This window comes from Faecalicatena fissicatena, from assembly GCF_016900595.1.
Taxonomy (GTDB): Bacteria; Bacillota; Clostridia; order Lachnospirales; family Lachnospiraceae; genus Claveliimonas; species Claveliimonas intestinigallinarum.
Map to the genome: position 1 here is coordinate 1 of NZ_JACLYY010000001.1, position 19,794 is coordinate 19,794.

At 52.9% G+C, this 19,794-nt stretch carries 21 protein-coding genes and 1 tRNA gene; 20 read left to right on the forward strand and 2 right to left on the reverse strand.

The genetic code is table 11. The annotated features are described in order from the left end of the window. Positions 1–229 precede the first annotated feature (229 nt). The 8 genes from H7U36_RS00005 to H7U36_RS00035 all read left to right on the forward strand — a co-directional run bounded on the left by H7U36_RS00005 (position 230) and on the right by H7U36_RS00035 (position 5,709). Positions 230–1,102 carry a sulfite exporter TauE/SafE family protein gene (locus tag H7U36_RS00005; RefSeq protein ID WP_033124594.1) on the forward strand — a complete coding sequence of 291 codons (873 nt, stop codon included), beginning with the start codon at positions 230–232 and terminating at the stop codon, positions 1,100–1,102. 189 nt (positions 1,103–1,291) lie between these two features. After that, on the forward strand, positions 1,292–2,089 hold the full coding sequence (locus tag H7U36_RS00010) for a PDDEXK nuclease domain-containing protein (protein WP_330636981.1): 798 nt from the start codon (positions 1,292–1,294) through the stop codon (positions 2,087–2,089). Beyond that, positions 2,082–2,516, forward strand: coding sequence for a hypothetical protein (locus H7U36_RS00015; protein ID WP_138305011.1), 435 nt, complete (start codon positions 2,082–2,084; stop codon positions 2,514–2,516). The genes H7U36_RS00010 and H7U36_RS00015 overlap by 8 nt, the downstream gene beginning before the upstream one ends. 79 nt (positions 2,517–2,595) lie before the next feature. Next, a complete protein-coding gene (locus H7U36_RS15275) occupies positions 2,596–2,724 on the forward strand; it encodes a hypothetical protein (protein ID WP_275951594.1) in 129 nt (42 codons plus the stop codon). Next, positions 2,712–3,785 (forward strand): ABC transporter permease, encoded by a 1,074-nt coding sequence (locus H7U36_RS00020; RefSeq protein ID WP_205155588.1) that lies wholly within the window; start codon positions 2,712–2,714, stop codon positions 3,783–3,785. The genes H7U36_RS15275 and H7U36_RS00020 overlap by 13 nt, the downstream gene beginning before the upstream one ends. Next, complete coding sequence (locus H7U36_RS00025; RefSeq protein ID WP_138305015.1) at positions 3,734–4,291, forward strand: FtsX-like permease family protein; 558 nt, start codon at positions 3,734–3,736, stop codon at positions 4,289–4,291. The genes H7U36_RS00020 and H7U36_RS00025 overlap by 52 nt, the downstream gene beginning before the upstream one ends. A gap of 91 nt (positions 4,292–4,382) precedes the next feature. Next, complete coding sequence (locus H7U36_RS00030) at positions 4,383–5,075, forward strand: response regulator transcription factor (protein ID WP_138305017.1); 693 nt, start codon at positions 4,383–4,385, stop codon at positions 5,073–5,075. Beyond that, entirely contained in the window at positions 5,047–5,709 is a 663-nt protein-coding gene (locus tag H7U36_RS00035) for a site-specific integrase (protein ID WP_330636983.1), read from the forward strand. Before H7U36_RS00030 ends, H7U36_RS00035 begins: the two co-directional genes overlap by 29 nt. 37 nt (positions 5,710–5,746) lie before the next feature. Here H7U36_RS00035 and H7U36_RS00040 read toward each other — a convergent pair. Next, a tRNA-Leu gene (locus tag H7U36_RS00040) sits at positions 5,747–5,831 on the reverse strand. Between the two features lie 359 nt (positions 5,832–6,190). On the opposite strand from H7U36_RS00040, the gene polA reads away from it, so the two are divergent. From polA to H7U36_RS00070, 6 genes are read left to right on the forward strand one after another with little or no spacing between them, the layout of a single operon-like run. Next, positions 6,191–8,806: a DNA polymerase I gene (gene polA, locus H7U36_RS00045; protein ID WP_138303068.1), complete on the forward strand. Its 2,616-nt coding sequence runs from the start codon at positions 6,191–6,193 to the stop codon at positions 8,804–8,806. Positions 8,807–8,818: 12 nt separating this feature from the next. Next, entirely contained in the window at positions 8,819–9,430 is a 612-nt protein-coding gene (gene coaE / locus H7U36_RS00050) for a dephospho-CoA kinase (protein WP_033124605.1), read from the forward strand. A gap of 22 nt (positions 9,431–9,452) precedes the next feature. Then, the gene (locus H7U36_RS00055) at positions 9,453–10,250 is read left to right on the forward strand and encodes an MBL fold metallo-hydrolase (protein ID WP_033124606.1); all 798 of its coding nucleotides are present in this window, start codon (positions 9,453–9,455) and stop codon (positions 10,248–10,250) included. 26 nt (positions 10,251–10,276) lie between these two features. Next, positions 10,277–10,549 carry an ACT domain-containing protein gene (locus tag H7U36_RS00060; RefSeq protein WP_033124647.1) on the forward strand — a complete coding sequence of 91 codons (273 nt, stop codon included), beginning with the start codon at positions 10,277–10,279 and terminating at the stop codon, positions 10,547–10,549. A 16-nt stretch (positions 10,550–10,565) separates the two neighbouring features. Continuing rightward, positions 10,566–11,930 carry a PFL family protein gene (locus H7U36_RS00065; protein WP_138303067.1) on the forward strand — a complete coding sequence of 455 codons (1,365 nt, stop codon included), beginning with the start codon at positions 10,566–10,568 and terminating at the stop codon, positions 11,928–11,930. A gap of 54 nt (positions 11,931–11,984) precedes the next feature. Next, positions 11,985–12,842, forward strand: coding sequence for a DegV family protein (locus tag H7U36_RS00070; protein WP_033124608.1), 858 nt, complete (start codon positions 11,985–11,987; stop codon positions 12,840–12,842). Between the two features lie 69 nt (positions 12,843–12,911). Here H7U36_RS00070 and H7U36_RS00075 read toward each other — a convergent pair whose 3' ends face one another. Continuing rightward, positions 12,912–14,192, reverse strand: coding sequence for a nucleotidyltransferase (locus H7U36_RS00075; RefSeq protein ID WP_033124609.1), 1,281 nt, complete (start codon positions 14,190–14,192; stop codon positions 12,912–12,914). A 196-nt stretch (positions 14,193–14,388) separates the two neighbouring features. Here H7U36_RS00075 and mgtE point away from each other — a divergent pair, with 196 nt between their 5' ends. From mgtE to H7U36_RS00105, 6 genes are all read left to right on the forward strand, one after another. Beyond that, the gene (gene mgtE, locus H7U36_RS00080; RefSeq protein ID WP_033124648.1) at positions 14,389–15,723 is read left to right on the forward strand and encodes a magnesium transporter; all 1,335 of its coding nucleotides are present in this window, start codon (positions 14,389–14,391) and stop codon (positions 15,721–15,723) included. 121 nt (positions 15,724–15,844) lie between these two features. After that, on the forward strand, positions 15,845–16,861 hold the full coding sequence (gene pta, locus H7U36_RS00085; protein ID WP_255349842.1) for a phosphate acetyltransferase: 1,017 nt from the start codon (positions 15,845–15,847) through the stop codon (positions 16,859–16,861). Positions 16,862–16,912: 51 nt separating this feature from the next. Then, the gene (locus H7U36_RS00090; RefSeq protein WP_033124611.1) at positions 16,913–18,118 is read left to right on the forward strand and encodes an acetate kinase; all 1,206 of its coding nucleotides are present in this window, start codon (positions 16,913–16,915) and stop codon (positions 18,116–18,118) included. Positions 18,119–18,162: 44 nt separating this feature from the next. Then, positions 18,163–18,690: a YceD family protein gene (locus tag H7U36_RS00095; RefSeq protein ID WP_033124612.1), complete on the forward strand. Its 528-nt coding sequence runs from the start codon at positions 18,163–18,165 to the stop codon at positions 18,688–18,690. A gap of 3 nt (positions 18,691–18,693) precedes the next feature. Further along, on the forward strand, positions 18,694–18,873 hold the full coding sequence (rpmF, locus tag H7U36_RS00100; RefSeq protein ID WP_033124613.1) for a 50S ribosomal protein L32: 180 nt from the start codon (positions 18,694–18,696) through the stop codon (positions 18,871–18,873). Between the two features lie 171 nt (positions 18,874–19,044). Then, positions 19,045–19,791 carry a DeoR/GlpR family DNA-binding transcription regulator gene (locus H7U36_RS00105; RefSeq protein ID WP_033124614.1) on the forward strand — a complete coding sequence of 249 codons (747 nt, stop codon included), beginning with the start codon at positions 19,045–19,047 and terminating at the stop codon, positions 19,789–19,791. Positions 19,792–19,794: the final 3 nt, after the last annotated feature.

The following is a 19,794-nucleotide window of genomic DNA, read 5'->3' on the forward strand; positions in this document are numbered from 1 at the left end:
GGAGATTGTGAAGGGAGTGTTGCAGCCATAATAAAAACTGTGCGAATATAACAAGACTAATCTGACAAATGAAGTAAATATTGAGTTGTAAGAGGAATATAATCTGTCAAAATTGCATATATAAAAATAAAAACTAAAAATTTTCTTGACTAATTTTTGACAAAGAACTATAATACTTTCATGCATTAGTTAGTTACAATGCACAAAAAGGTTTTTGGAGGGAAAAAGTATGAGCGCATCAACAATATTACTCATTATCATGTGGATCTTTGCCGCAGTATTTTTTGTGGTGCTGGTCAGGGATATTCTGGCCCACAGAGATGAACTGGACAAGAGCAAAATGGGGTACAATGTAATTGTCAGCATGGTGGCAAACTTTTTTGACACACTGGGGATAGGAAGCTATGCTATTGCCACATCGGCCTGGAAATTTAATAAATCTGTGCGGGACGATCTGATTCCGGGGACTCTGAACGTGGCATTTGGTATTCCGATCTGCGTGGAGGCGACGATCACAATGACCAGAATCGAGATGGACTCCCTCACGCTTGTTCTTATGATCGCGGCGGCCATCATCGGATCTATCCTGGGCGCAAAGATCATTTCCAGACTGGACATTATGAAGATAAGGGTTGTCATGGGCGTAGCTCTCATTCTTGTGGCTCTCATCACCCTGTGCAAGATAAATGCTGTGGGGCCCTTTGGTATCCTGGGAACAGCGAGAGGGCTGGAGGGCGGCATGCTGGCTCTGGGCGTGATCGCGAACTTTATCCTCGGCATCTTGATGACGGCCGGCATTGGGCTGTATGCTCCCTGTATGGCTATTGTCCTTCTGCTGGGAATGAGTGCGGACGTGGCTTTCCCGGTCATGATGGGATCCTGCGCATACCTCTGTCCGGCCTGTGGCATTACATTTATCAAGGAAGGAAAATACAACCGGGCCTCAACAATACCCATGATCATAAGCGGAGCTATTGGCGTTTTGATCGCGGGCTTTATCGTTACATCTCTTCCTCTTACTGTGCTTACATACCTGGTGTGCGTTGTCATGGTGATCTGTGCGGTGATGTTCTTCCACGATGCGAGAAAGCAGAAGGGCTAGAGCGACGGAAACAAAAAACAGAAAGATGGAATCATGAGAGAAAATTGAATAGAGAGGATAAAGGCCTGCGGGTATCACCGCAGACCTTTTCCGCTTTTACTCCTGATAAATGCGATAGGTTTCTAGCAACTCCTGCGTGCCTTTGATTTCAGCAGCTACAATAGCGCTCATGCGCTGGAGATTTGCCACATGATATGGATGCGGCGCTTTTATCAGACCTACTCAATTCAACAGACAGTGTCTGTTAAATTGTCCTGGTCCCACTACTGCGAACTTTTAAGCATCTCTGACGCTAACAAACGCAGCTTTTATGAAAAGGAAGCCGTCAATTCCAACTGGTCTGTCCGAGAACTGAAACGGCAGATCGACAGCTCTCTTTATGAGCGCCTGTTGCTGTCCAACGGAGACGCCAATAAAGAAAAGGTCCTTTCTCTGGCGCAGAAAGGAATTGAGATCAACCAGCCAGCCGATATTATCCGCGATCCGTATGTATTTGAATTTTTAGGTGTGCCGGAAAACAAGCCCATGTTGGAAAGCGACTTGGAGAAGGCTCTGGTAGCGCAGATCGAAAAGTTCCTGCTGGAGCTGGGGCGCGGTTTTATGTTTGTGGGAACACAGCAGCGGGTTACATTGAACAATACCCACTATTATGTGGACATGGTGTTCTACAACAAAATTCTGCGGGCGTATGTTTTGATTGAGCTGAAAACCACAAAGCTGACGCCGGAAGCCGCCGGACAGCTCAATATGTACCTGAACTACTATGCGGCCGAAGTCAACGACCCTGATGATAACCCGCCTATCGGCATCATTCTCTGCACCGAGAAAGACAGTGTGGCGGCGGAATATGCGTTGGGCGGTCTTTCCAACAACATTTTTGCATCCCGCTATGTTCTCTATATGCCGGACAAGGAGCAATTGATTGCCCAGGTGGAAGCTGTCTTGAAAAACTGGCATGAGAAAAATGATGGTTCCTCCCATGAATGAGAAAGAGCTGATTGGAAAAGTCCATTCGTCGGTTTACCACCAATGCCAGCGGCGAGGTTACGCCACCCCGGTAGATGTGTTGATGGACATTGGCGTCCTGCCAAAGCAGAAGTATGAGGATTGGCGGTTTGGAAAGGTAGATTACCTGGAACGGGTCTGCACGGTCAATCTACGAAAGCTTTCTTTCATCATGCACCAGATGCGGGTGTATGCACAGAAAACCGGCTTAAAGCCTTCTTTCTGTTACTACAAGCGATGGGGCGTGAAGAAGAAAACCAGCCAGGGACGTAAGCCGGTTATCCCGCTGCGGTTCAGCAAAAGCGGCAACCCAGAAGTTGAAAAGTGGTATGCGACCCACTTTGTAGACAGCAAGCGGACCGCAGAACTGAAAACACAGCAGCAATCGAATATAGACCACGTTCAATGAAACAAGGACAGCTTTTACAGAGCCGTCCTTTTTCTTTTGCTTGTTGCTATCTTATTTTTTGAGGAAGGAGGTCGTCCACATGGCCACCACCCGCATCATCCCACTGCACGCTGGCAAGGGCCGCACCGTTGGCAAGGCCATCAGCGACATCATCGACTATGTAAAAAATCCAGACAAAGCAGAACTTACACGGTGGTGGGCTTTGTAGAACAACCGTTTTTTGAAAGTACCGACAGCGGTATTTATACCGGAATTACTTTGTTTCACGGAGATTCAGCTCACTTTAATGCTTCTTTGCAGTTGAATTTAAATCATACCCCGTCCAATTATCATGCAGAGTTGCGTGATTTGGCTGGGAGCCGAAAAATCGAGTTTAATGACAGCCTTTTGATCTTTACCGGAAATTCCTCAAATGGAACATTGGATCTTCTGGTAAATGCAGTTATGATTTTCGGCCTGATATTTATAGCAGGTGCATCTATCATACTGATTTACAATGTCTTTAATCTGTCTTTCCGGGAGCGGAGTATGTACCTGGGAATGCTTTCTTCTATTGGAGCGACGGGTAAACAGAAAAGAAGCAGTGTATATTATGAGGCTGGAATGCTTCTGATCTTTGCGCTTCCAGTAGGAATCCTGGCGGGATTATTTGCGGTCAAGATAGGAATCGGAGGGTTAATGCCCTATTTGATGAGGTTTTCAGGAATTGTGGGCATTTCTCTATCTGGACAGACGAGTTCATTAAAAGTCACTCCAGAGTCGATTCTGTTCATCGTTTTGGTGAGCGTGGGAACGGTGTTTATTTCCGCTTCTCTCCCGGCATATAAGGTAGGGAAAATAGGTGCTGTCGAAAGCATTCGAGGAAATCTGCAAAGCAAAGAGAAACAATATAGGACAAAATGGAAAAATTCCAAAAAACAAAATGCGGAAGTTTTCCTGGCTGAAAAATTTATTCACAGACAAAACAAACGTACAGCGGGAATTCGGCGCGCAGTGACAGTTTTCCTCGTTTTGCTGTTGGTTACAGCTGCTGGAACATCTATGTTAGTGCAGGTGGCAGAAAAAAAGGCGCAGGGGGATGGAGCCATCGGTACTGTAGCCATGAAGCAGGATGAATCAGGCGTCCTGTTTGTCCGAGGCACTGAAGGGGCCGAGGAGGAATATAAGGCTATTGTATCAGATTTGAAGAACAGTACGGGCGTAAATTGGATGGAACAATGGGAATCCGTCTGGCAGTCATTATATGTGCCAATGGGAATACACTTTTGACACAGCTGAAAAATTTGAACGAAGGAAGTCAAAATTTGTATTTTATAGACGCCGGTTCACTTGCCAATATGATGGATTTTAAGAATATTGCAGTGGGAATGCTGCGGCTTCTGGCAGGATGTTTTGTTGTGCTGGTTTCTTTAATCTGTCTGTTGAATCTATACAATTCTATCAGCGGATATATGCAGGGCCGTCGTCAGGAAATGGCGGCATTGATTTCCGTAGGTATGACCAAAAAACAGCTGGCTCAAATGGTGTGTTTAGAGGGGATATTGCTTCTGGGCCGAAGCCTGCTCTGGGGTATATTGTTCTCTGCCATCCTTATATATGGAATCCAAAAGGGTATTGTCTTATTGTTTGGAGGTATTCAGTTTCAAATTCCGATTGTACTGGAAATAGTGTCTGTAATACTCACCTTTGGAGCGGTGCTGTTCATGATGTGGTATGCTTTCAGAAAAATACGGATGACGAACATCCTTGAGAATATTCGTCAGGACAGTATATAATAAATAATCTGGGGGCATGAGATATAGGGGCCAGTACCCATCCAGCTATGAAACAACCCCTGATAAACAGCGAAAATGGAAGGTGAGTAATATGCGGATATTGATTGTAGAGGATGATGAAATTATTGCAGAGGGGTTGGAGTATTCCCTGATGAGTGAAGGCTATGAGGTCTCTGTAGCTGGAACGGTGAAGGCTGCCCTTGAATTTGTTCAGGAAAAACCATCGTTTGACTTTTGCCTCTTAGATGTGATTCTTCCTGACGGAAATGGCTTCGATATATGTCAAAAAATACGGGAAACAAGTCAGGTTCCCATCCTCTTTCTGACATCCTGTGATGATGAAGTGAGTACAGTCAGGGCACTGGATTTAGGAGCTGACGATTATATTGCGAACCCTTTTCGTGTCCGTGAATTACTGGCGAGAATGAAAGCTATTTTGCGGCGATACGGAATTGGAGAAACAAATCTCCAGCCCAAGATTGTGGCGGTAGGAAAGAATCAAGTGAATCTTAGCACTGGAAAAGTTTACTGTGGGAATGAAGAAGTAATTCTGACTGCTATGGAGTATAAGCTTTTGCTCATCTTTCTCAATAACCGTGGGCAAATCCTCACAAGGGATCAGATATTGAACAACATCTGGAAAGGGGCCGGCGAATTTGTCAATGAAAACACTCTGAGTGTTTATGTGGGAAGGCTCAGAAAAAAGCTGGGTGATACAGCATCAGAAGAAGCTGTGATTGAAACGATCCGAGGTGTTGGCTATCTACAATCAAGACGAGCTTGAAACTCTTTTCAATGTGGTGCGCGGCGATCCGATTGAACTGGCTGTTATTCTGGCCGCATTTTACGGCCTGCGCCGCAGCGAAGTTGTCGGTCTGAAATGGGACGCCATTGACTTTGAGAAAAAGACGTTCACAATCAAGCACACGGTTACACAGGTCACAGTAGACGGCAAGGAAGTCACGATCCAGAAAGACCGAACCAAGACGAAATCCAGCTATCGCACACTGCCGCTGGTTCCGCCCTTTGAAGAATTGCTGCACCGTCTCAAACAGGAACAGCTGGTCAATCAGAAGGTATGCGGAAACGCTTATTGCCAGAAGTATCTGGATTATATCTATGTCAACGCGATAGGCGAGCTTGTGAAGCCGAACTTCATCACCCAGCATTTTGAGACTGTGCTAAAAAAGAACGGTCTGAAAAAGATTCGTTTCCATGACCTTCGTCACAGCTGTGCCAGCCTGCTTTACGCAAACGGCGTCAGTCTGAAAGAAATCCAGGAATGGCTGGGACACAGTGATATTGGAACGACTTCCAACATCTACACCCACCTGGATTACAGCAGCAAGGTTTCGTCTGCAAATGCGATCCTTGCCTTTTATCCTGAGAATACTGGGGTACAGACCATCGGGCAGTAAAAAAGCCCTGAACCGTGAAGCTCAGGGCTGAAAATTCTGGTGCCGGTGGTGGGACTCGAACCCACACGGATTTCTCCACACGATTTTGAGTCGCGGTCGTCTGCCAATTCCGACACACCGGCATTTATATTTTAATTTCCCTTGTATCCCGCACATCTCAGATTTTGGAGGGATGTGCGGGAGGGATATTAAAATCAAATGAATTTATGAAGTTGTGAAAGTGCCGATTTATCAAGGGGTTTGCCAGGGTACTCAACATTCTACGAAGTAGATTTTGAGTCGTATGCGTCTGCCAATTCCGCCACAGCGGCGCACATAACAGGGTCCTGGGCGCACCAGGACTGAAATAAATTATATCATATGGAAAACCGGATTACAATCATTTTTTGAGTTATGCCTTTCAAAAAATGTCAGTTTGTTGTATAGTAAATAGCAGCAGCGTCTGAATAGACAGGGGCTGACAGAAAAATGGAGAGAAAGAATGGCTGAAAAGATAGTATTGATTGATGGACACAGTATATTGAACCGGGCATTTTTCGGACTCCCGGATCTGACTAACGCCGAGGGGCTCCACACAAATGCCATCTACGGCTTCCTCAACATTATGCTGAAGATACTGGAGGAGGAGAAGCCGGAATATCTGACTGTGGCATTTGACGTACACGCCCCCACCTTCCGCCACGAGATGTACGCGGACTACAAAGGGACGAGAAAGCCCATGGCAGAGGAGCTGCGCCAGCAGGTGCCGGTGATGAAGGAGGTCCTGACGGCTATGGGCATCCGGATCATCGAAAAGGCTGGCCTGGAGGCGGACGACCTGCTGGGCACCATCGCAGGAAGATGCGAGGCCTCGGGGATGGAAGTCTCCGTCATCAGCGGGGACAGGGATCTTCTGCAGCTTGCCACGGAGCACACCAAGATCCGCATCCCCAAGACGAAAAGAGGGGGAACACAGATCGAGGACTACTACGCGGCGGACGTGAAGGAGAAGTACGGCGTGACGCCCCATGAGTTTATCGACATGAAGTCCCTGATGGGAGATACCTCCGACAATATTCCGGGAGTTCCCAGCATTGGCGAGAAGACGGCGGCCAAGATCATAGCGGAGTATCATTCCATAGAAAACGCCTATGAGCACGTGGATGAGCTGAAGCCTCCCAGAGCTTCCAGAGCTCTGAAGGAGCACTGGGACATGGCGGTCATGAGCAAGACTCTGGCCACTATCTGTGTGGACGCAGATATAGACTACGACATTGAGGGGGCAAGGCTGGGAAATATTTTTACCGAGCAGGCCTATCCTCTTTTCCAGCGGCTTCAGTTCAAGAACCTTCTCGGCAGATTTGAGGTGGAAGGGCCCAAAAACGAGGTGGAGGATCACTTTCGTATAATATCCTCCAGAGCCGAGGCCGAAACCGTCTTTGAAAGGGCCCGGAAGGCGGAAAGAGTGGGAGCCGCCATCCTGAAGAATACAGCGGATGTGCCGCCTCTTTTTGCCTCCCAGGCGAAGGCCGGGGGCGCGGCGCTGTGCTTTGGAGAGGAGGAGATCTACTGCATCTGTGCCGGGGAGGAGCTTGCGGCAAAGGAGATTCTGGAAAAGCTGGGACAGACGGCGGCCGGGGCCGGCTGCTTTGCCATCTTTGGGCTGAAGGAGGCCATGGCCAGCTTTACGCCAGGCCGGCAGGACAACTGCTTTGACGGGATCATAGCGGCCTACCTTCTCAATCCCTTAAAAAGTGACTACACCTTTGAGGATGTGGCCAGGGAGCAGCTCTCCCTTCTCCTGGACGAGAAGCAGGAGGATGAGGCTCGGGCCTGCTACGAGGCCTACTGTGCCTGGAAATCCCAGCCCATCCTTGCGGATAAGCTTGAGGAGGCGGGGATGCTCCGGCTCTTTGAGGAGATAGAGATGCCTCTTGTGTTCACCCTGTTCGACATGGAGAGGAACGGAGTGAAGGTGGAGGCAGCCGAGCTGAAGGACTACGGCGACAGGCTGGCCGTCCAGATCGAAAAGCTGGAGCAGGAGATCTACCAGGAGTCCGGGGAGGTGTTCAACATCAACTCTCCCAAGCAGCTGGGCGTGATCCTCTTTGAGAAGATGGGGCTGAAGGGCGGAAAGAAGACCAAGACCGGCTACTCCACAGCGGCGGATGTGCTGGAGAAGCTGGCGCCGGATTATCCCTTTGTGGCGAAGATCCTGGAGTACCGCCAGCTGGCTAAGCTGAAATCCACCTACGCAGACGGGCTTGCCGTCTTCATAGGGGAGGACGGCAGGATACACGGAAAGTTCAATCAGACCATCACCGCCACGGGAAGGATCAGCAGCACAGAACCCAACCTGCAGAACATCCCGGTGCGGATGGAGCTGGGCAGGCTGATCCGGAAGGTGTTCGTGCCCGAGGAGGGCTATGTGTTTGTGGACGCGGACTACTCTCAGATCGAGCTGAGAGTCCTGGCCCACTGTTCCGGCGACCGGCAGCTCATAGAGGCCTACCGGGAGGAGAAGGACATCCACCGGATTACAGCTTCCCAGGTGTTCCACACACCCTTTGACCAGGTGACGGACCTGCAGCGCCGGAACGCCAAGGCGGTCAACTTCGGTATCGTCTACGGCATCAGCTCCTTTGGGCTGAGCCAGGACCTGAGCATCACGAGGAAAGAGGCAGCCCAGTATATAGAGCAGTACTTCAAGACTTACCCGGGCATCAAGGTGTTTCTGGACAACGCGGTGGCCCAGGCAAAGGAGAAGGGCTATGTGACCACTCTCTTTGGCAGGAGGCGCCCGGTGCCGGAGCTCTCCTCCAGCAATTTCGCCCAGCGCTCCTTCGGGGAGCGGGTGGCCATGAACTCGCCCATCCAGGGGACGGCGGCAGATATCATGAAGATCGCCATGATCGGCGTGGAGAGGCAGATGAAGGAGAGGGGCATGCGCTCCCGGCTTGTGCTTCAGGTCCACGACGAGCTCCTTGTGGAGGCCTGGGAGCCTGAAGTAGAGGAAGTCAGGAAGATACTGAAGAATGAAATGGAGCATGCGGCGTCCCTGGAGGTGCCGCTGGAGGTAGATATGCATACTGGCATGAGCTGGTATGAAGCAAAATAGGAGTGACAGAAGATGAAGATCATAGGAATTACCGGGGGGATCGGATCAGGAAAAAGCCAGGTGCTCACGTACCTGGAGAAGACTTATGGCGCCGCCTGCTGTCAGGCGGACCAGGTGGCAAAGAGGCTCCAGAAAAAGGGCACGAAGTGCTATAGAAGGATCGTGGATCACTTTGGAGAGGGCATACTGGACGGGGAGGGCAGGCTGGACCGGGCCGCGCTGGGGAACATTGTCTTTTCCAACAAGGCCCAGCTGCGCATCCTGAACGAGATCGTGCACCCTGCGGTGAAGGAGAAGATCCGGGAGATCATCCGGAAGGAGGAAAAGAAGGGAACTTCTGTCTTTGTTCTGGAGGCGGCGCTTTTTATAGAAGAAAATTATAATGCCATGTGCGATGAAGTGTGGTATATTTATGCAGATGAGGAGACGAGAAAAAGGCGTCTGACAGCCTCCCGGGGCTACAGTGAGGAGAAGATCGAAGGGATCTTTGCCTCCCAGATGTCCTCCTCGGACTTCTTTGCCGGCTGTGACAGAGCCATTGACAACTGCAACTCCTTCCAGGAGGCCTGCGGTGAGATCGACGATGTCATGGCGCAGATTGGCATTAAAAAAATACATGAATAACAGGCAGGAGAGATGACAGACAATGAGACTATGCAGCATAGCAAGCGGCAGCAGCGGCAACTGCATTTATGTGGGCAGCGATCACACCCACCTTCTGGTGGACACCGGCATCAGCAAAAAGAGGATCGATGAGGGGCTCCACACCCTGGGCATCAAAGGGGAGGAGCTGTCCGGCATCCTGATCACCCACGAGCATTCGGACCACATCCAGGGGCTTGGGGTGTTCAGCAGAAAGTATGGAATTCCGGTGTACGCCACAAAGGGAACGCTGAAGGGCATCATGGAGTACAGAAGTCTTGGAAAGATGCCTGAGGGGCTGCTCCACGAGATACAGACAGACACGGATTTCCTTCTGGGAGACCTCTGTGTCCACCCCTTTGCCATATCCCACGACGCCTACGAGCCGTCCGGATACCGGATCGTCTGCGGGGAGAAGTCGGTGGCGGTGGCTACGGACCTGGGAATATACGACGAGTACACGGTGGAGAACCTGAAAAATCTGGACGCGGTGCTTCTGGAGGCCAACCACGATATACATATGCTGGAGGTGGGCCCCTACCCCTATCCGCTGAAGCGCCGGGTCATGGGGGATAAGGGACATCTCTCAAATGAATTGTCAGGACAGCTTCTCTGTGATATACTGCACGATAAGCTGCAGCATGTCATACTGGGACATCTGAGCAAGGAAAATAACTATGCGGAGCTGGCCTACGAGACAGTAAAGCTGGAGGTGACGGTGGGGGACAACCCCTATAAAGGGGAGGACATTCCCATCATGGTCGCCGGGCGTGACGCTGTGTCAGAGGCAGTGACAGTGTAAGAGACTAAGGTATGGAGGACAGAAGAATGAGAAAATGTATTATCACAGTTGTGGGAAAAGACCAGGTTGGCATCATTGCGAAGGTGTGCAACTACCTTGCGGAGGCGAATATCAACGTTCTGGACATCTCCCAGACCATCGTGGACGGGTACTTCAATATGATGATGGTGGTGGACGTGTCGGCGGCAGACAGGGATTTCTCCGTGTACGCGGAGGATCTGGACAAGCTGGGCGAGAGCATGGGCCTTAATATCCGCTGCCAGAGATCAGAGATATTTGAGAAGATGCACAGACTGTAAGAAAGGACACCGGACTATGATCAATATATACGAAGTAAACGAGACAAATCAGATGATAGAGGAGGAAAATCTGGACGTCCGCACTATCACCCTTGGCATCAGCCTTCTGGACTGCGTTGACACAGATCTGGACAGACTCAACGAGAAGATCTATAAAAAGATCACCACGCTGGCGGAAAATCTCGTGTCCACCGGGGAGGAAATCGAGAAGGAGTTCGGCATTCCCATTGTCAACAAGCGGATCTCTGTGACTCCCATCGCGCTTGTGGGGGCTTCCGCCTGCAAGAGCCCGGAGGACTTTGTGACCATCGCAAAGACTCTGGACCGGGCAGCCCTGAAGGTGGGCGTGAATTTTATCGGCGGCTACTCCGCCCTTGTGTCCAAGGCCATGACAAAGAGCGACGAGGATCTGATCCGCTCCATACCGGAGGCTCTGGCCTGCACGGAGAGAATCTGCAGCTCCGTCAATGTGGGCTCTACCCGCACAGGCATCAACATGGATGCGGTGCGCCTCTGCGGCCAGATCGTGAAGGCTACGGCTGAGGCCACAAAGGAGAGAGACTCTCTGGGGTGTGCCAAGCTGGTAGTGTTCTGTAACGCGCCGGATGACAACCCCTTCATGGCGGGAGCTTTCCTTGGCGTGACGGAGGGGGACGCAGTCATCAACGTGGGAGTCAGCGGCCCCGGCGTTGTGAAGCACGCCATCGAGAAGGTGAGAGGGAAGGGCTTTGAGGAGCTCTGCGAGACCATCAAGAAGACAGCCTTCAAGATCACCAGAGTGGGACAGCTTGTGGCCGGTGAGGCATCAAAGAGGATGGGGATCCCCTTTGGCATCATCGATCTGTCTCTGGCGCCTACACCGGCGGTGGGGGACAGCGTGGCTGAGATACTGGAGGAGATCGGCCTCTCCCAGGTGGGTGCGCCAGGCACCACAGCGGCCCTTGCCATGCTCAACGACCAGGTGAAAAAGGGCGGCGTCATGGCATCCTCCTATGTGGGCGGATTAAGCGGAGCCTTCATACCGGTCAGCGAGGACAAGGGTATGATCGACGCGGTGCAGGCGGGAACCCTCACTATTGAGAAGCTGGAGGCCATGACCTGCGTCTGCTCCGTGGGACTGGATATGATTGCCATACCCGGAAAGACAAGCGCGGCCACCATCTCCGGCATCATCGCGGACGAGATGGCTATCGGCATGGTGAACCAGAAGACGACGGCTGTGCGCCTGATCCCGGTGATCGGAAAGGACGTAGGGGAGACTGCCCAGTTCGGCGGACTTTTAGGCTACGCACCTATTATTCCGGTAAACGAGGCGGACTGCACCGCCTTTATCAGCAGACAGGGACGGATCCCCGCGCCCATACACAGCTTTAAGAACTAGGCGGGTACACTCCCGCGGCGACAGCTCACAGAAGCAGAAAGGGAAGAATTCAGTATGAAGAAAGTGGCGGTCATGACAGACAGCAACAGCGGCATTACCCAGAAGGAGGCCCGTAAGCTGGGAATCCGGGTGGTGCCCATGCCGTTTTATATTGACGGTGAATTATATTACGAGGATATCACGCTTACACAGAAGGAATTTTATGAGAAGCTCTCCGGGGACGCGGATATTTCCACCTCCCAGCCATCCCCGGCGGATGTGATGGAGATCTGGGAGGAGCTGCTGGACGAGTACGATGAGGTGGTCCACATTCCCATGTCCAGCGGGCTCTCCACCTCCTGCGAGACAGCCATGATGCTGGCCAAGGATTTTGACGGGAGGGTGTTTGTGGTGAACAACCAGCGCATCTCCGTCACTCAGCGCCAGGCGGTACTGGACGCTCTGGAGCTTGCGGCGGCCGGGCGGTCCGGCCAGGAGATCCATGACATACTGATGAGGGAAAAGCTGGAGGCCAGTATCTATATCACTGTGGACACCCTGAAGTATCTGAAAAAGGGCGGACGGGTGACGCCTGCGGCGGCGGCACTGGGGACTGTGCTGAACCTGAAGCCGGTGCTCACCATCCAGGGGGAGAAGCTGGACGCCTTTGCCAAGGTGCGTGGGCTGAAGTCCGCGAAAAAGGTGATGAAGGAAGCCATGGAGAAAGATATCAAAGAGCGCTTCAGAGGAAAAAGGGTACACCTTGAGGCGGCCCACACCTGCACGGAAGAGGAGGCGGCCCAGTGGAAGAAGGAGCTGGAGGAATATTTCCCCGGCTATGACATCCACATGGATGCCCTCTCCCTGAGCGTTGCCTGCCATATCGGCCCGGGGGCCATGGCGGTGGCCTGCAGCAGGTACGTGGAATATTGATATAGGAAGCAAGGTATAGAACAGACCGGACAAAAAACAGACGGGAACAAAAAATGAGGGCAGCAGGCGTCAGACGATGACGACCTGCTGTCTGTATTCAGAGACAAAGGCGCGATGAAATTTCTCCGTGACCACTGACTCATACAGATCCGCGGCCAGAATGTCCGCCCTGAGCATGTCCCCGGCAAGCCCGCTCCAGGCTTTTGCGCTCTGGCCGGTTCCGGCCCTGGACCCGGTGCGGGGCAGCTTTGTGACAAGAGGGATGGAGCTGCTCTTTTTTATGGCGCCAAGGAGGGAGGATGCGTCCTTTCGAAAGCCGAGAAGGCGGGCGTAGCCGCAGCCCCCCTCCCCCTTGAAGCGGTCCATGTCCTCCCCTGTGATGCCGAGGAGGATGTGGAGCAGGGCACGGCTGATCCGGGAGTAGGTCATCTCCTTTGTCTTCAGGAGGCTGCAGAACTGGTCAAAGGAGAGAAAATCGTTCCGGCTTCCCATGATGCGGTTTGCCAGCTCCCGGCTGACGTCCGCATACCTGGTCAGGCTCTCCTTTGTCTCCTGAAGAAGCCGGTATTTGAGGAGCAGAGAAAGATCGTCTGCCCACACAGGGTACCTTGCCCGGTACGTCTCCTGCAGGATCTGTGCGGAGGAGGGGGGCATCTGTCCCTCCGGGAGGGACAGGCCCGAAGCCGCGGATGAGCAGCCTTCCTTTTCCAGCAGAAGCCGGCGGATGGCGGTGGCGGAGCTGTACCGGCCGGACAGCTCCTGGTCGTGATAGCCCGACTCCCGCCGCCGGATGGTGCAGAACTGAAGGGGGCTCCTCCGGCACAGGATGGCCTTGATATATTCCACACCCAGGATGTTGTTGGGCTCCTCCAGGACGCACCCGGCCTCCTCGTCTCCGAGAAAGGAGGAGAGGGCCTGCTGTCTGGCTCCTGGGAAGGAGAGGCCGCGGCGCAGCCCCTCTTTTAAAAGAGACTTGTAGGGCTCCGGTTCCAGGGCGGTGACCCGGGCGGCCTTCTCCAGAAGGCGGATGTCCCCGCACTCGCTCCCGAAGCAGACTGTGTCCACACATCCCAGGCGGTCCAGCAGGGAGATGGCGCCGGCGGCAAAGTATTCGGCGCTGCCGCAGGCACACCAGAGGGGCAGCTCGATGACAGCGGAGACGCCGGCCTCCAGGGCCATGCGGGCCCGCAGGTGCTTGGGCAGGAGGGCAGGGGCTCCCCGCTGCACGAAATCGCCGCTCATGACAGCAATCACAGCGTCCGCTTTGGTGGCTCTGACTGCCTCCTGCATATGGTATAGATGTCCGTTGTGAAAGGGATTGTACTCGGTGATCAGTCCGACAATTTTCATGGAAATCTCCTTGTATATCTTTTTGAAATTGATTATACTATATGAAGATGTTTACGGCAACCGCTGTAAATATGCCCTTTTTGCGCGCAATACGAAAAAGCGGCTGGCAGAATAACGGCGAAGAGAAAGGAGGATACGTATGGGAAGCACAGATGAAAAGGAAGAATATACGTATGAAAATGAAGAGCGGGAAGAGCTGACAGAAGAACGTATCCTCCAGATGCTGGATGAACGAAAATTCAAGGAGCTCAAAGAAGAGCTGGAGCACATGTACCCTGTGGACCTGGTGGAGCTGATGGAGGATTTCACCCAGAAGCAGCTCGTCATGGTGTTCCGTCTCCTGGCAAAGGAGGAGGCCGCGGAGACCTTTACCGAGATGGACAGCGACATGAGAGAGACGCTGATCGGCGGGCTGACGGACTCCGAGCTGGAGGAAGTCATGGAAGAGATGTATCTGGACGACACGGTGGACGTGCTGGAAGAAATGCCCGCCAACGTGGTGGACCGTCTTCTCATGGCCACCGACGAGGAGACCCGCCAGCAGATCAACCAGCTCCTTCAGTACCCGGAGGACAGTGCGGGAAGCGTCATGAACGTGGACTACATCGCCCTGCGCAAGGAGATGACAGTGGCGGAGTCCATCCTCAAGATCCGCCAGGTGGGTATCAACAAGGAGACCATCTACACCTGCTATGTGACGGAGAAGAGGAAGCTCATCGGCATGGTGGATGTAAAGGAGCTGCTGACCACCAGCGAGTCCAAGACCATTGAGGAGATCATGGACACCAATGTGCTCTACGCCCACACTACCGACGACCAGGAGGAAGTGGCCCAGATCATCAACAAATACGGCCTCATTGCCCTCCCCATCGTGGATCACGAGATGTGCATGGTGGGTATCGTCACGGTAGACGACGCCATGGACGTCCTGCAGGAGGAGACTACAGAGGATATCAGCATCATGGCCGGTGTCAGCCCCAGCGACGACTCCTACTTTGAGACCACTGTGCTGGAGCATGTGAAGAGCCGGCTCCCCTGGCTCCTGTTTCTGATGCTGTCCGCCACAGTGACCCAGATGATCATGAACCACTATGAGAGTGCCCTGGCTGTCATGCCCCAGCTGGCGGGATTTATCCCCATGCTGACGGGCACGGGCGGAAACTGCGGCTCCCAGAGCTCCACCCTGGTGATCCGGGGAATTTCCGTGGGGGAGATCGAGTTTGGAGACCTCTTCCGGGTCATCTTCAAGGAGATTCGGGTGGCCATACTCATCAGCCTGATCCTGTCCGTGGTAAACGGCATCCGCATTATCGTCATGGGACAGGGGGACGCGCTGGTGGCCCTCACCATCGGCCTGACCATGGCCTGCACCATCGTCATCGCCAAGGTGGTGGGCTGTACGTTGCCTCTGGTGGCAGAAAAGATCGGTCTGGACCCGGCCATCATGGCCACGCCGCTGATCTCCACACTGGTGGATATCAGCACCATCAGCGTGTATTTTGCCATCGTCAGCGCCGTGTTTTCCCTGTGAGAACAGGGGGGATACCTGACAGAAAATTAACATGGATTGTACTCCAAAAGAGACATCTGATCGACAAAAGAGCCCTTGTTTGCAAGGGTTCTTTGTATTATAATGAAAACAGTGAGAAAAAATGGAAAGGAGTCTTTCAGTCATGGGATTTATAGATGAGATGAAAGCAAAAGCAAAAGCAGACAAAAAAACAATCGTTCTCCCCGAGTCCGAGGACGAGCGCACCTACAAGGCCGCTGAGACGGTCCTGAAGGAGGGCATCGCCAACGTGGTCATCGTGGGAAGCCAGGAGGAGATCGAGAAGAATAAGGGAAGCTACGATATCAGCGGCGCGCAGATCGTAGACCCGGCCACAAGCGACAAGACTGCAGGATACATCGCAAAGCTGGTGGAGCTCCGTCAGAAGAAGGGAATGACAGAGGAGCAGGCAAGGGAGATCCTCCTCACAAACTACCTGTACTACGGTGTCATGATGGTGAAGATGAAGGATGCGGACGGAATGGTGTCCGGAGCATGCCACTCCACAGCGGACACACTGCGTCCCTGCCTCCAGATCCTGAAGACAAAGCCGGGCACAAAGCTTGTATCCGCTTTCTTTGTTATGTGTGTGCCGGACTGCGAGTACGGCGAGAACGGCGTGTTCGTATTTGCTGACTGCGGACTGAACCAGAACCCGGCGCCGGAAGAGCTGGCAGCCATCGCGGAGTCCTCCGCTCAGTCCTTCAGGATGCTGGTGGGAGCAGAGCCCAAGGTTGCCTTCTTGAGCCACTCCTCCAAGGGAAGCGCAAAGCATGCCGATGTAGATAAAGTGGTGGAGGCTGTAAAGATCGCCAAGGAGGCCAACCCGGATCTCATGCTGGACGGCGAGCTTCAGCTTGACGCTGCCATCGTTCCCAGCGTAGGAGAGTCCAAGGCGCCCGGAAGCCCGGTAGCGGGACATGCCAACGTGCTGGTCTTCCCGGATCTGGATGCCGGAAATATCGGATACAAGCTGGTGCAGAGACTGGCCAAGGCAGAGGCCTACGGACCCATGACACAGGGTATCGCGGCTCCTGTAAACGACCTGTCCAGAGGCTGCTCCGCAGAGGATATCGTGGGTGTGGTAGCCATCACAGCTGTGCAGGCCCAGAACCAGTAGAGCGGACAATCTGAGAGAAAGTATACGAAAAATTCCGGAGGAGAAAAGAAGATGAATGTATTAGTAGTAAACTGTGGAAGTTCTTCCCTGAAATTCCAGCTGATCAATTACGATAACAGAGAGGTCATGGCAAAGGGTATCTGCGAGCGCATCGGCATTGACGGACGCCTTGTGTATGAGCCGGAGGGCGGCGAGAAGGAAGTGACCGAGGCGGCTATGCCGGATCACACAACAGCCATCCAGATGGTGCTGGACGCCCTTGTGAACGAGAAGACAGGCGTCATCAAATCCCTGGAGGAGATCGACGCCATCGGACACCGGGTACTCCACGGCGGCATGAAGATCACCAACTCTGTTATCATCGACGACGAGGTTATCAAGGTCATCGAGGACTGCGCGGACTTGGGACCGCTCCACAATCCCGCCAACCTGATGGGGATCAACGCCTGCATGAAGCTGATGCCGGGCGTTCCCAATGTGGCTGTCTTTGACACCGCCTTCCATCAGACCATGCCTCCGAAGGCTTATATGTACGGAATTCCGAAGGAATACTATGAGAAGTATGCCATCCGCAAGTACGGCTTCCACGGCACATCACACAAATACGTGTCTGCCCGGACAGCCGCCTTCCTCGGCAAGGACATCAAGGATCTGAAGATCATTGTGTGCCATATGGGCAACGGCGCTTCCCTGTCCGCTGTGAAGGACGGGAAATGTGTGGACACTTCCATGGGACTGACACCTCTCGAGGGCGTGATCATGGGTACCAGGTCCGGTGACATTGATCCGGCCTTTGTAGAGTACCTGTGCAATAAAGAGAACCTGTCTGTGTCTGAAGTGCTCAATATTCTCAACAAGAAGTCCGGTATGCTGGGAATGACAGGCATCTCCAGCGACTACCGCGATGTGTCCGCCGCCGCTGAAGCGGGCAACCAGGACGCCATCAACTGCCTGGAGGCCTACGCCTACCGCATCATCAAGTACATCGGCTCCTACATCGCAGCCATGGGCGGCGTGGACGTGATCACCTTCACGGCAGGTCTCGGCGAGAACGCCATCCCGCTGAGAAAGACAATCTGCGAGGCCTTTAATTTCATGGGACTCGTGTTTGATGATGAGGCAAACAACAGCCGCGGCAAAGAGGTGATCATCACAAAGCCGGAGTCCAAGATCACAGCCTGCGTCATTCCGACCAACGAGGAGATCGCAATCTGTGAAGAAACCGTAGAACTGGTAAAGAAAAACCTTGACAAATAATGGTTGAAAAGATATACTTTATAAAGTGTGGTTAGGAGAGCGTTATGCTGATTGAACTGACAAAGGTTTTAGAGCAGGATGACAAGGTCATCCGGCAGGAAGCACACCTTGAGATGCAGGACATGAGAGTGTCCGGCAGGAAGTACCGGCTCGAGGAGCTGGAGACACCTGTGTTTGAGATCACCAATCTCGGAAAGAAGCAGGTGCAGGTGAAGGGCAGTGCCAAGATAAAGACCGTTGTCCCGTGCGACAGATGCCTGGAGGATGTGGAGCAGATCTTTGATCTCGCCTTTGAGCGGGAGGTAGATATGAAGCTCGACGAGGAAGGGCGCAGACAGTCCGACGAGGAGTACAGCTTCATGGACGGAACCTGTCTCGACACGGATGTGCTGATACGCAACGAGCTCCTGGTCAACTGGCCAATTCGGGTGCTGTGCAGGGAAGACTGCAAAGGTCTGTGCAGCATTTGTGGTGCTAATCTCAATCATGGTGAATGTGGCTGTGACAGAGAGGTATTAGACCCGAGGATGGCAGCCTTTCAAGATATATTCAGCAAGTTTAAGGAGGTGTAAAGTATGTCCATCTGTCCAAAGAATAAAACATCAAAAGCCAGAAGAGATAAAAGAAGAGCTAACTGGAAAATGAGCGCACCGAACCTGGTAAGATGCAGCAAGTGCGGCGAGCTGATGATGCCCCACAGAGTATGCAAGGCATGCGGTTCCTACAACAAGAGGGAGATCATCGCTCAGGACTAATTACAGCTTAGTGAAATGAAGGAGATCAGTAATGGTCTCCTTTATTTTTTTGCGTTTTGTGACTGAAAATGATTGACAATGACCGATATTGAGCGTATTATAGGGGTAAAGATGACTGAAAATGATTGAAACGTGATTGAAAATGACTGAGACGGAGAGGAAGGAGCACATATGCTGGCAGAAGAGAGAATGAACGAGATACTGGCCATCGTGGGCGACAGGGGGACTGTGACCGTGCAGGAGCTGACCCGGATCCTTGACACCTCCGAGTCCACCATACGCCGGGATCTGACGGAGCTTCACAGGCGGGGCAGCCTGGTGAAGGTCCACGGGGGAGCGGCCGCTGTGGGACTTAAGAGTATGACCAAGGATCCCTCCCTGAGCCTTCGGCAGGAGCTGCACAGGGAGGAGAAGGAGAAGATCGCCGCCAGGGCTGCCCGGCTGGTGGAACCGGGAGATTTCATCTACGTGGACGCAGGAACCACCACAGAGCTCTTCGCGGGGAGGATCAGGGGCAGGGACGTAGTCTGCGTCACCAACGCCATCAGCCATGCCAGAGAGCTGATGAAGCAGGGGGCCCGGGTCTTCCTTCTCGGAGGGGAGCTGAAGGCGGTGACAGAGGCCATCGTGGGAGCCGAGGCCGTGGAGTGCCTGAAAAAGTATAATTTTACAAAAGGATTTTTCGGAGCAAACGGGGTCGACCGGGAGAGAGGGATGACCACTCCGGACCTGACAGAGGCCCTGGTGAAGGCGGAGGCCTTCCGCAGGTGCAAAGAGCGCTATGTGCTGGTGGACAGCTCCAAGCTGGGACAGATATCCGGCGTCACCTTCGGGGAGGCGGATGAGGGGATCATCCTGACGGCCAGCGCCGCGGGAACTGAGTTTGAAGGCAGAGAAAATATCATGGAGGTGGAATAGACA

Coding starts and splice junctions, on each gene's coding strand:
- H7U36_RS00005 (WP_033124594.1), top strand. CDS start 230: ATGAGCGCATCAACAATATTACTCATTATCATGTGGATCTTTGCCGCA.
- H7U36_RS00010 (WP_330636981.1), top strand. CDS start 1,292: ATGATATGGATGCGGCGCTTTTATCAGACCTACTCAATTCAACAGACA.
- H7U36_RS00015 (WP_138305011.1), top strand. CDS start 2,082: ATGAATGAGAAAGAGCTGATTGGAAAAGTCCATTCGTCGGTTTACCAC.
- H7U36_RS15275 (WP_275951594.1), top strand. CDS start 2,596: ATGGCCACCACCCGCATCATCCCACTGCACGCTGGCAAGGGCCGCACC.
- H7U36_RS00025 (WP_138305015.1), top strand. CDS start 3,734: ATGGGAATCCGTCTGGCAGTCATTATATGTGCCAATGGGAATACACTT.
- H7U36_RS00030 (WP_138305017.1), top strand. CDS start 4,383: ATGCGGATATTGATTGTAGAGGATGATGAAATTATTGCAGAGGGGTTG.
- polA (WP_138303068.1), top strand. CDS start 6,191: ATGGCTGAAAAGATAGTATTGATTGATGGACACAGTATATTGAACCGG.
- coaE (WP_033124605.1), top strand. CDS start 8,819: ATGAAGATCATAGGAATTACCGGGGGGATCGGATCAGGAAAAAGCCAG.
- H7U36_RS00055 (WP_033124606.1), top strand. CDS start 9,453: ATGAGACTATGCAGCATAGCAAGCGGCAGCAGCGGCAACTGCATTTAT.
- H7U36_RS00060 (WP_033124647.1), top strand. CDS start 10,277: ATGAGAAAATGTATTATCACAGTTGTGGGAAAAGACCAGGTTGGCATC.
- H7U36_RS00065 (WP_138303067.1), top strand. CDS start 10,566: ATGATCAATATATACGAAGTAAACGAGACAAATCAGATGATAGAGGAG.
- H7U36_RS00070 (WP_033124608.1), top strand. CDS start 11,985: ATGAAGAAAGTGGCGGTCATGACAGACAGCAACAGCGGCATTACCCAG.
- H7U36_RS00075 (WP_033124609.1), bottom strand. CDS start 14,192: ATGAAAATTGTCGGACTGATCACCGAGTACAATCCCTTTCACAACGGA.
- pta (WP_255349842.1), top strand. CDS start 15,845: ATGGAAAGGAGTCTTTCAGTCATGGGATTTATAGATGAGATGAAAGCA.
- H7U36_RS00090 (WP_033124611.1), top strand. CDS start 16,913: ATGAATGTATTAGTAGTAAACTGTGGAAGTTCTTCCCTGAAATTCCAG.
- H7U36_RS00095 (WP_033124612.1), top strand. CDS start 18,163: ATGCTGATTGAACTGACAAAGGTTTTAGAGCAGGATGACAAGGTCATC.
- rpmF (WP_033124613.1), top strand. CDS start 18,694: ATGTCCATCTGTCCAAAGAATAAAACATCAAAAGCCAGAAGAGATAAA.
- H7U36_RS00105 (WP_033124614.1), top strand. CDS start 19,045: ATGCTGGCAGAAGAGAGAATGAACGAGATACTGGCCATCGTGGGCGAC.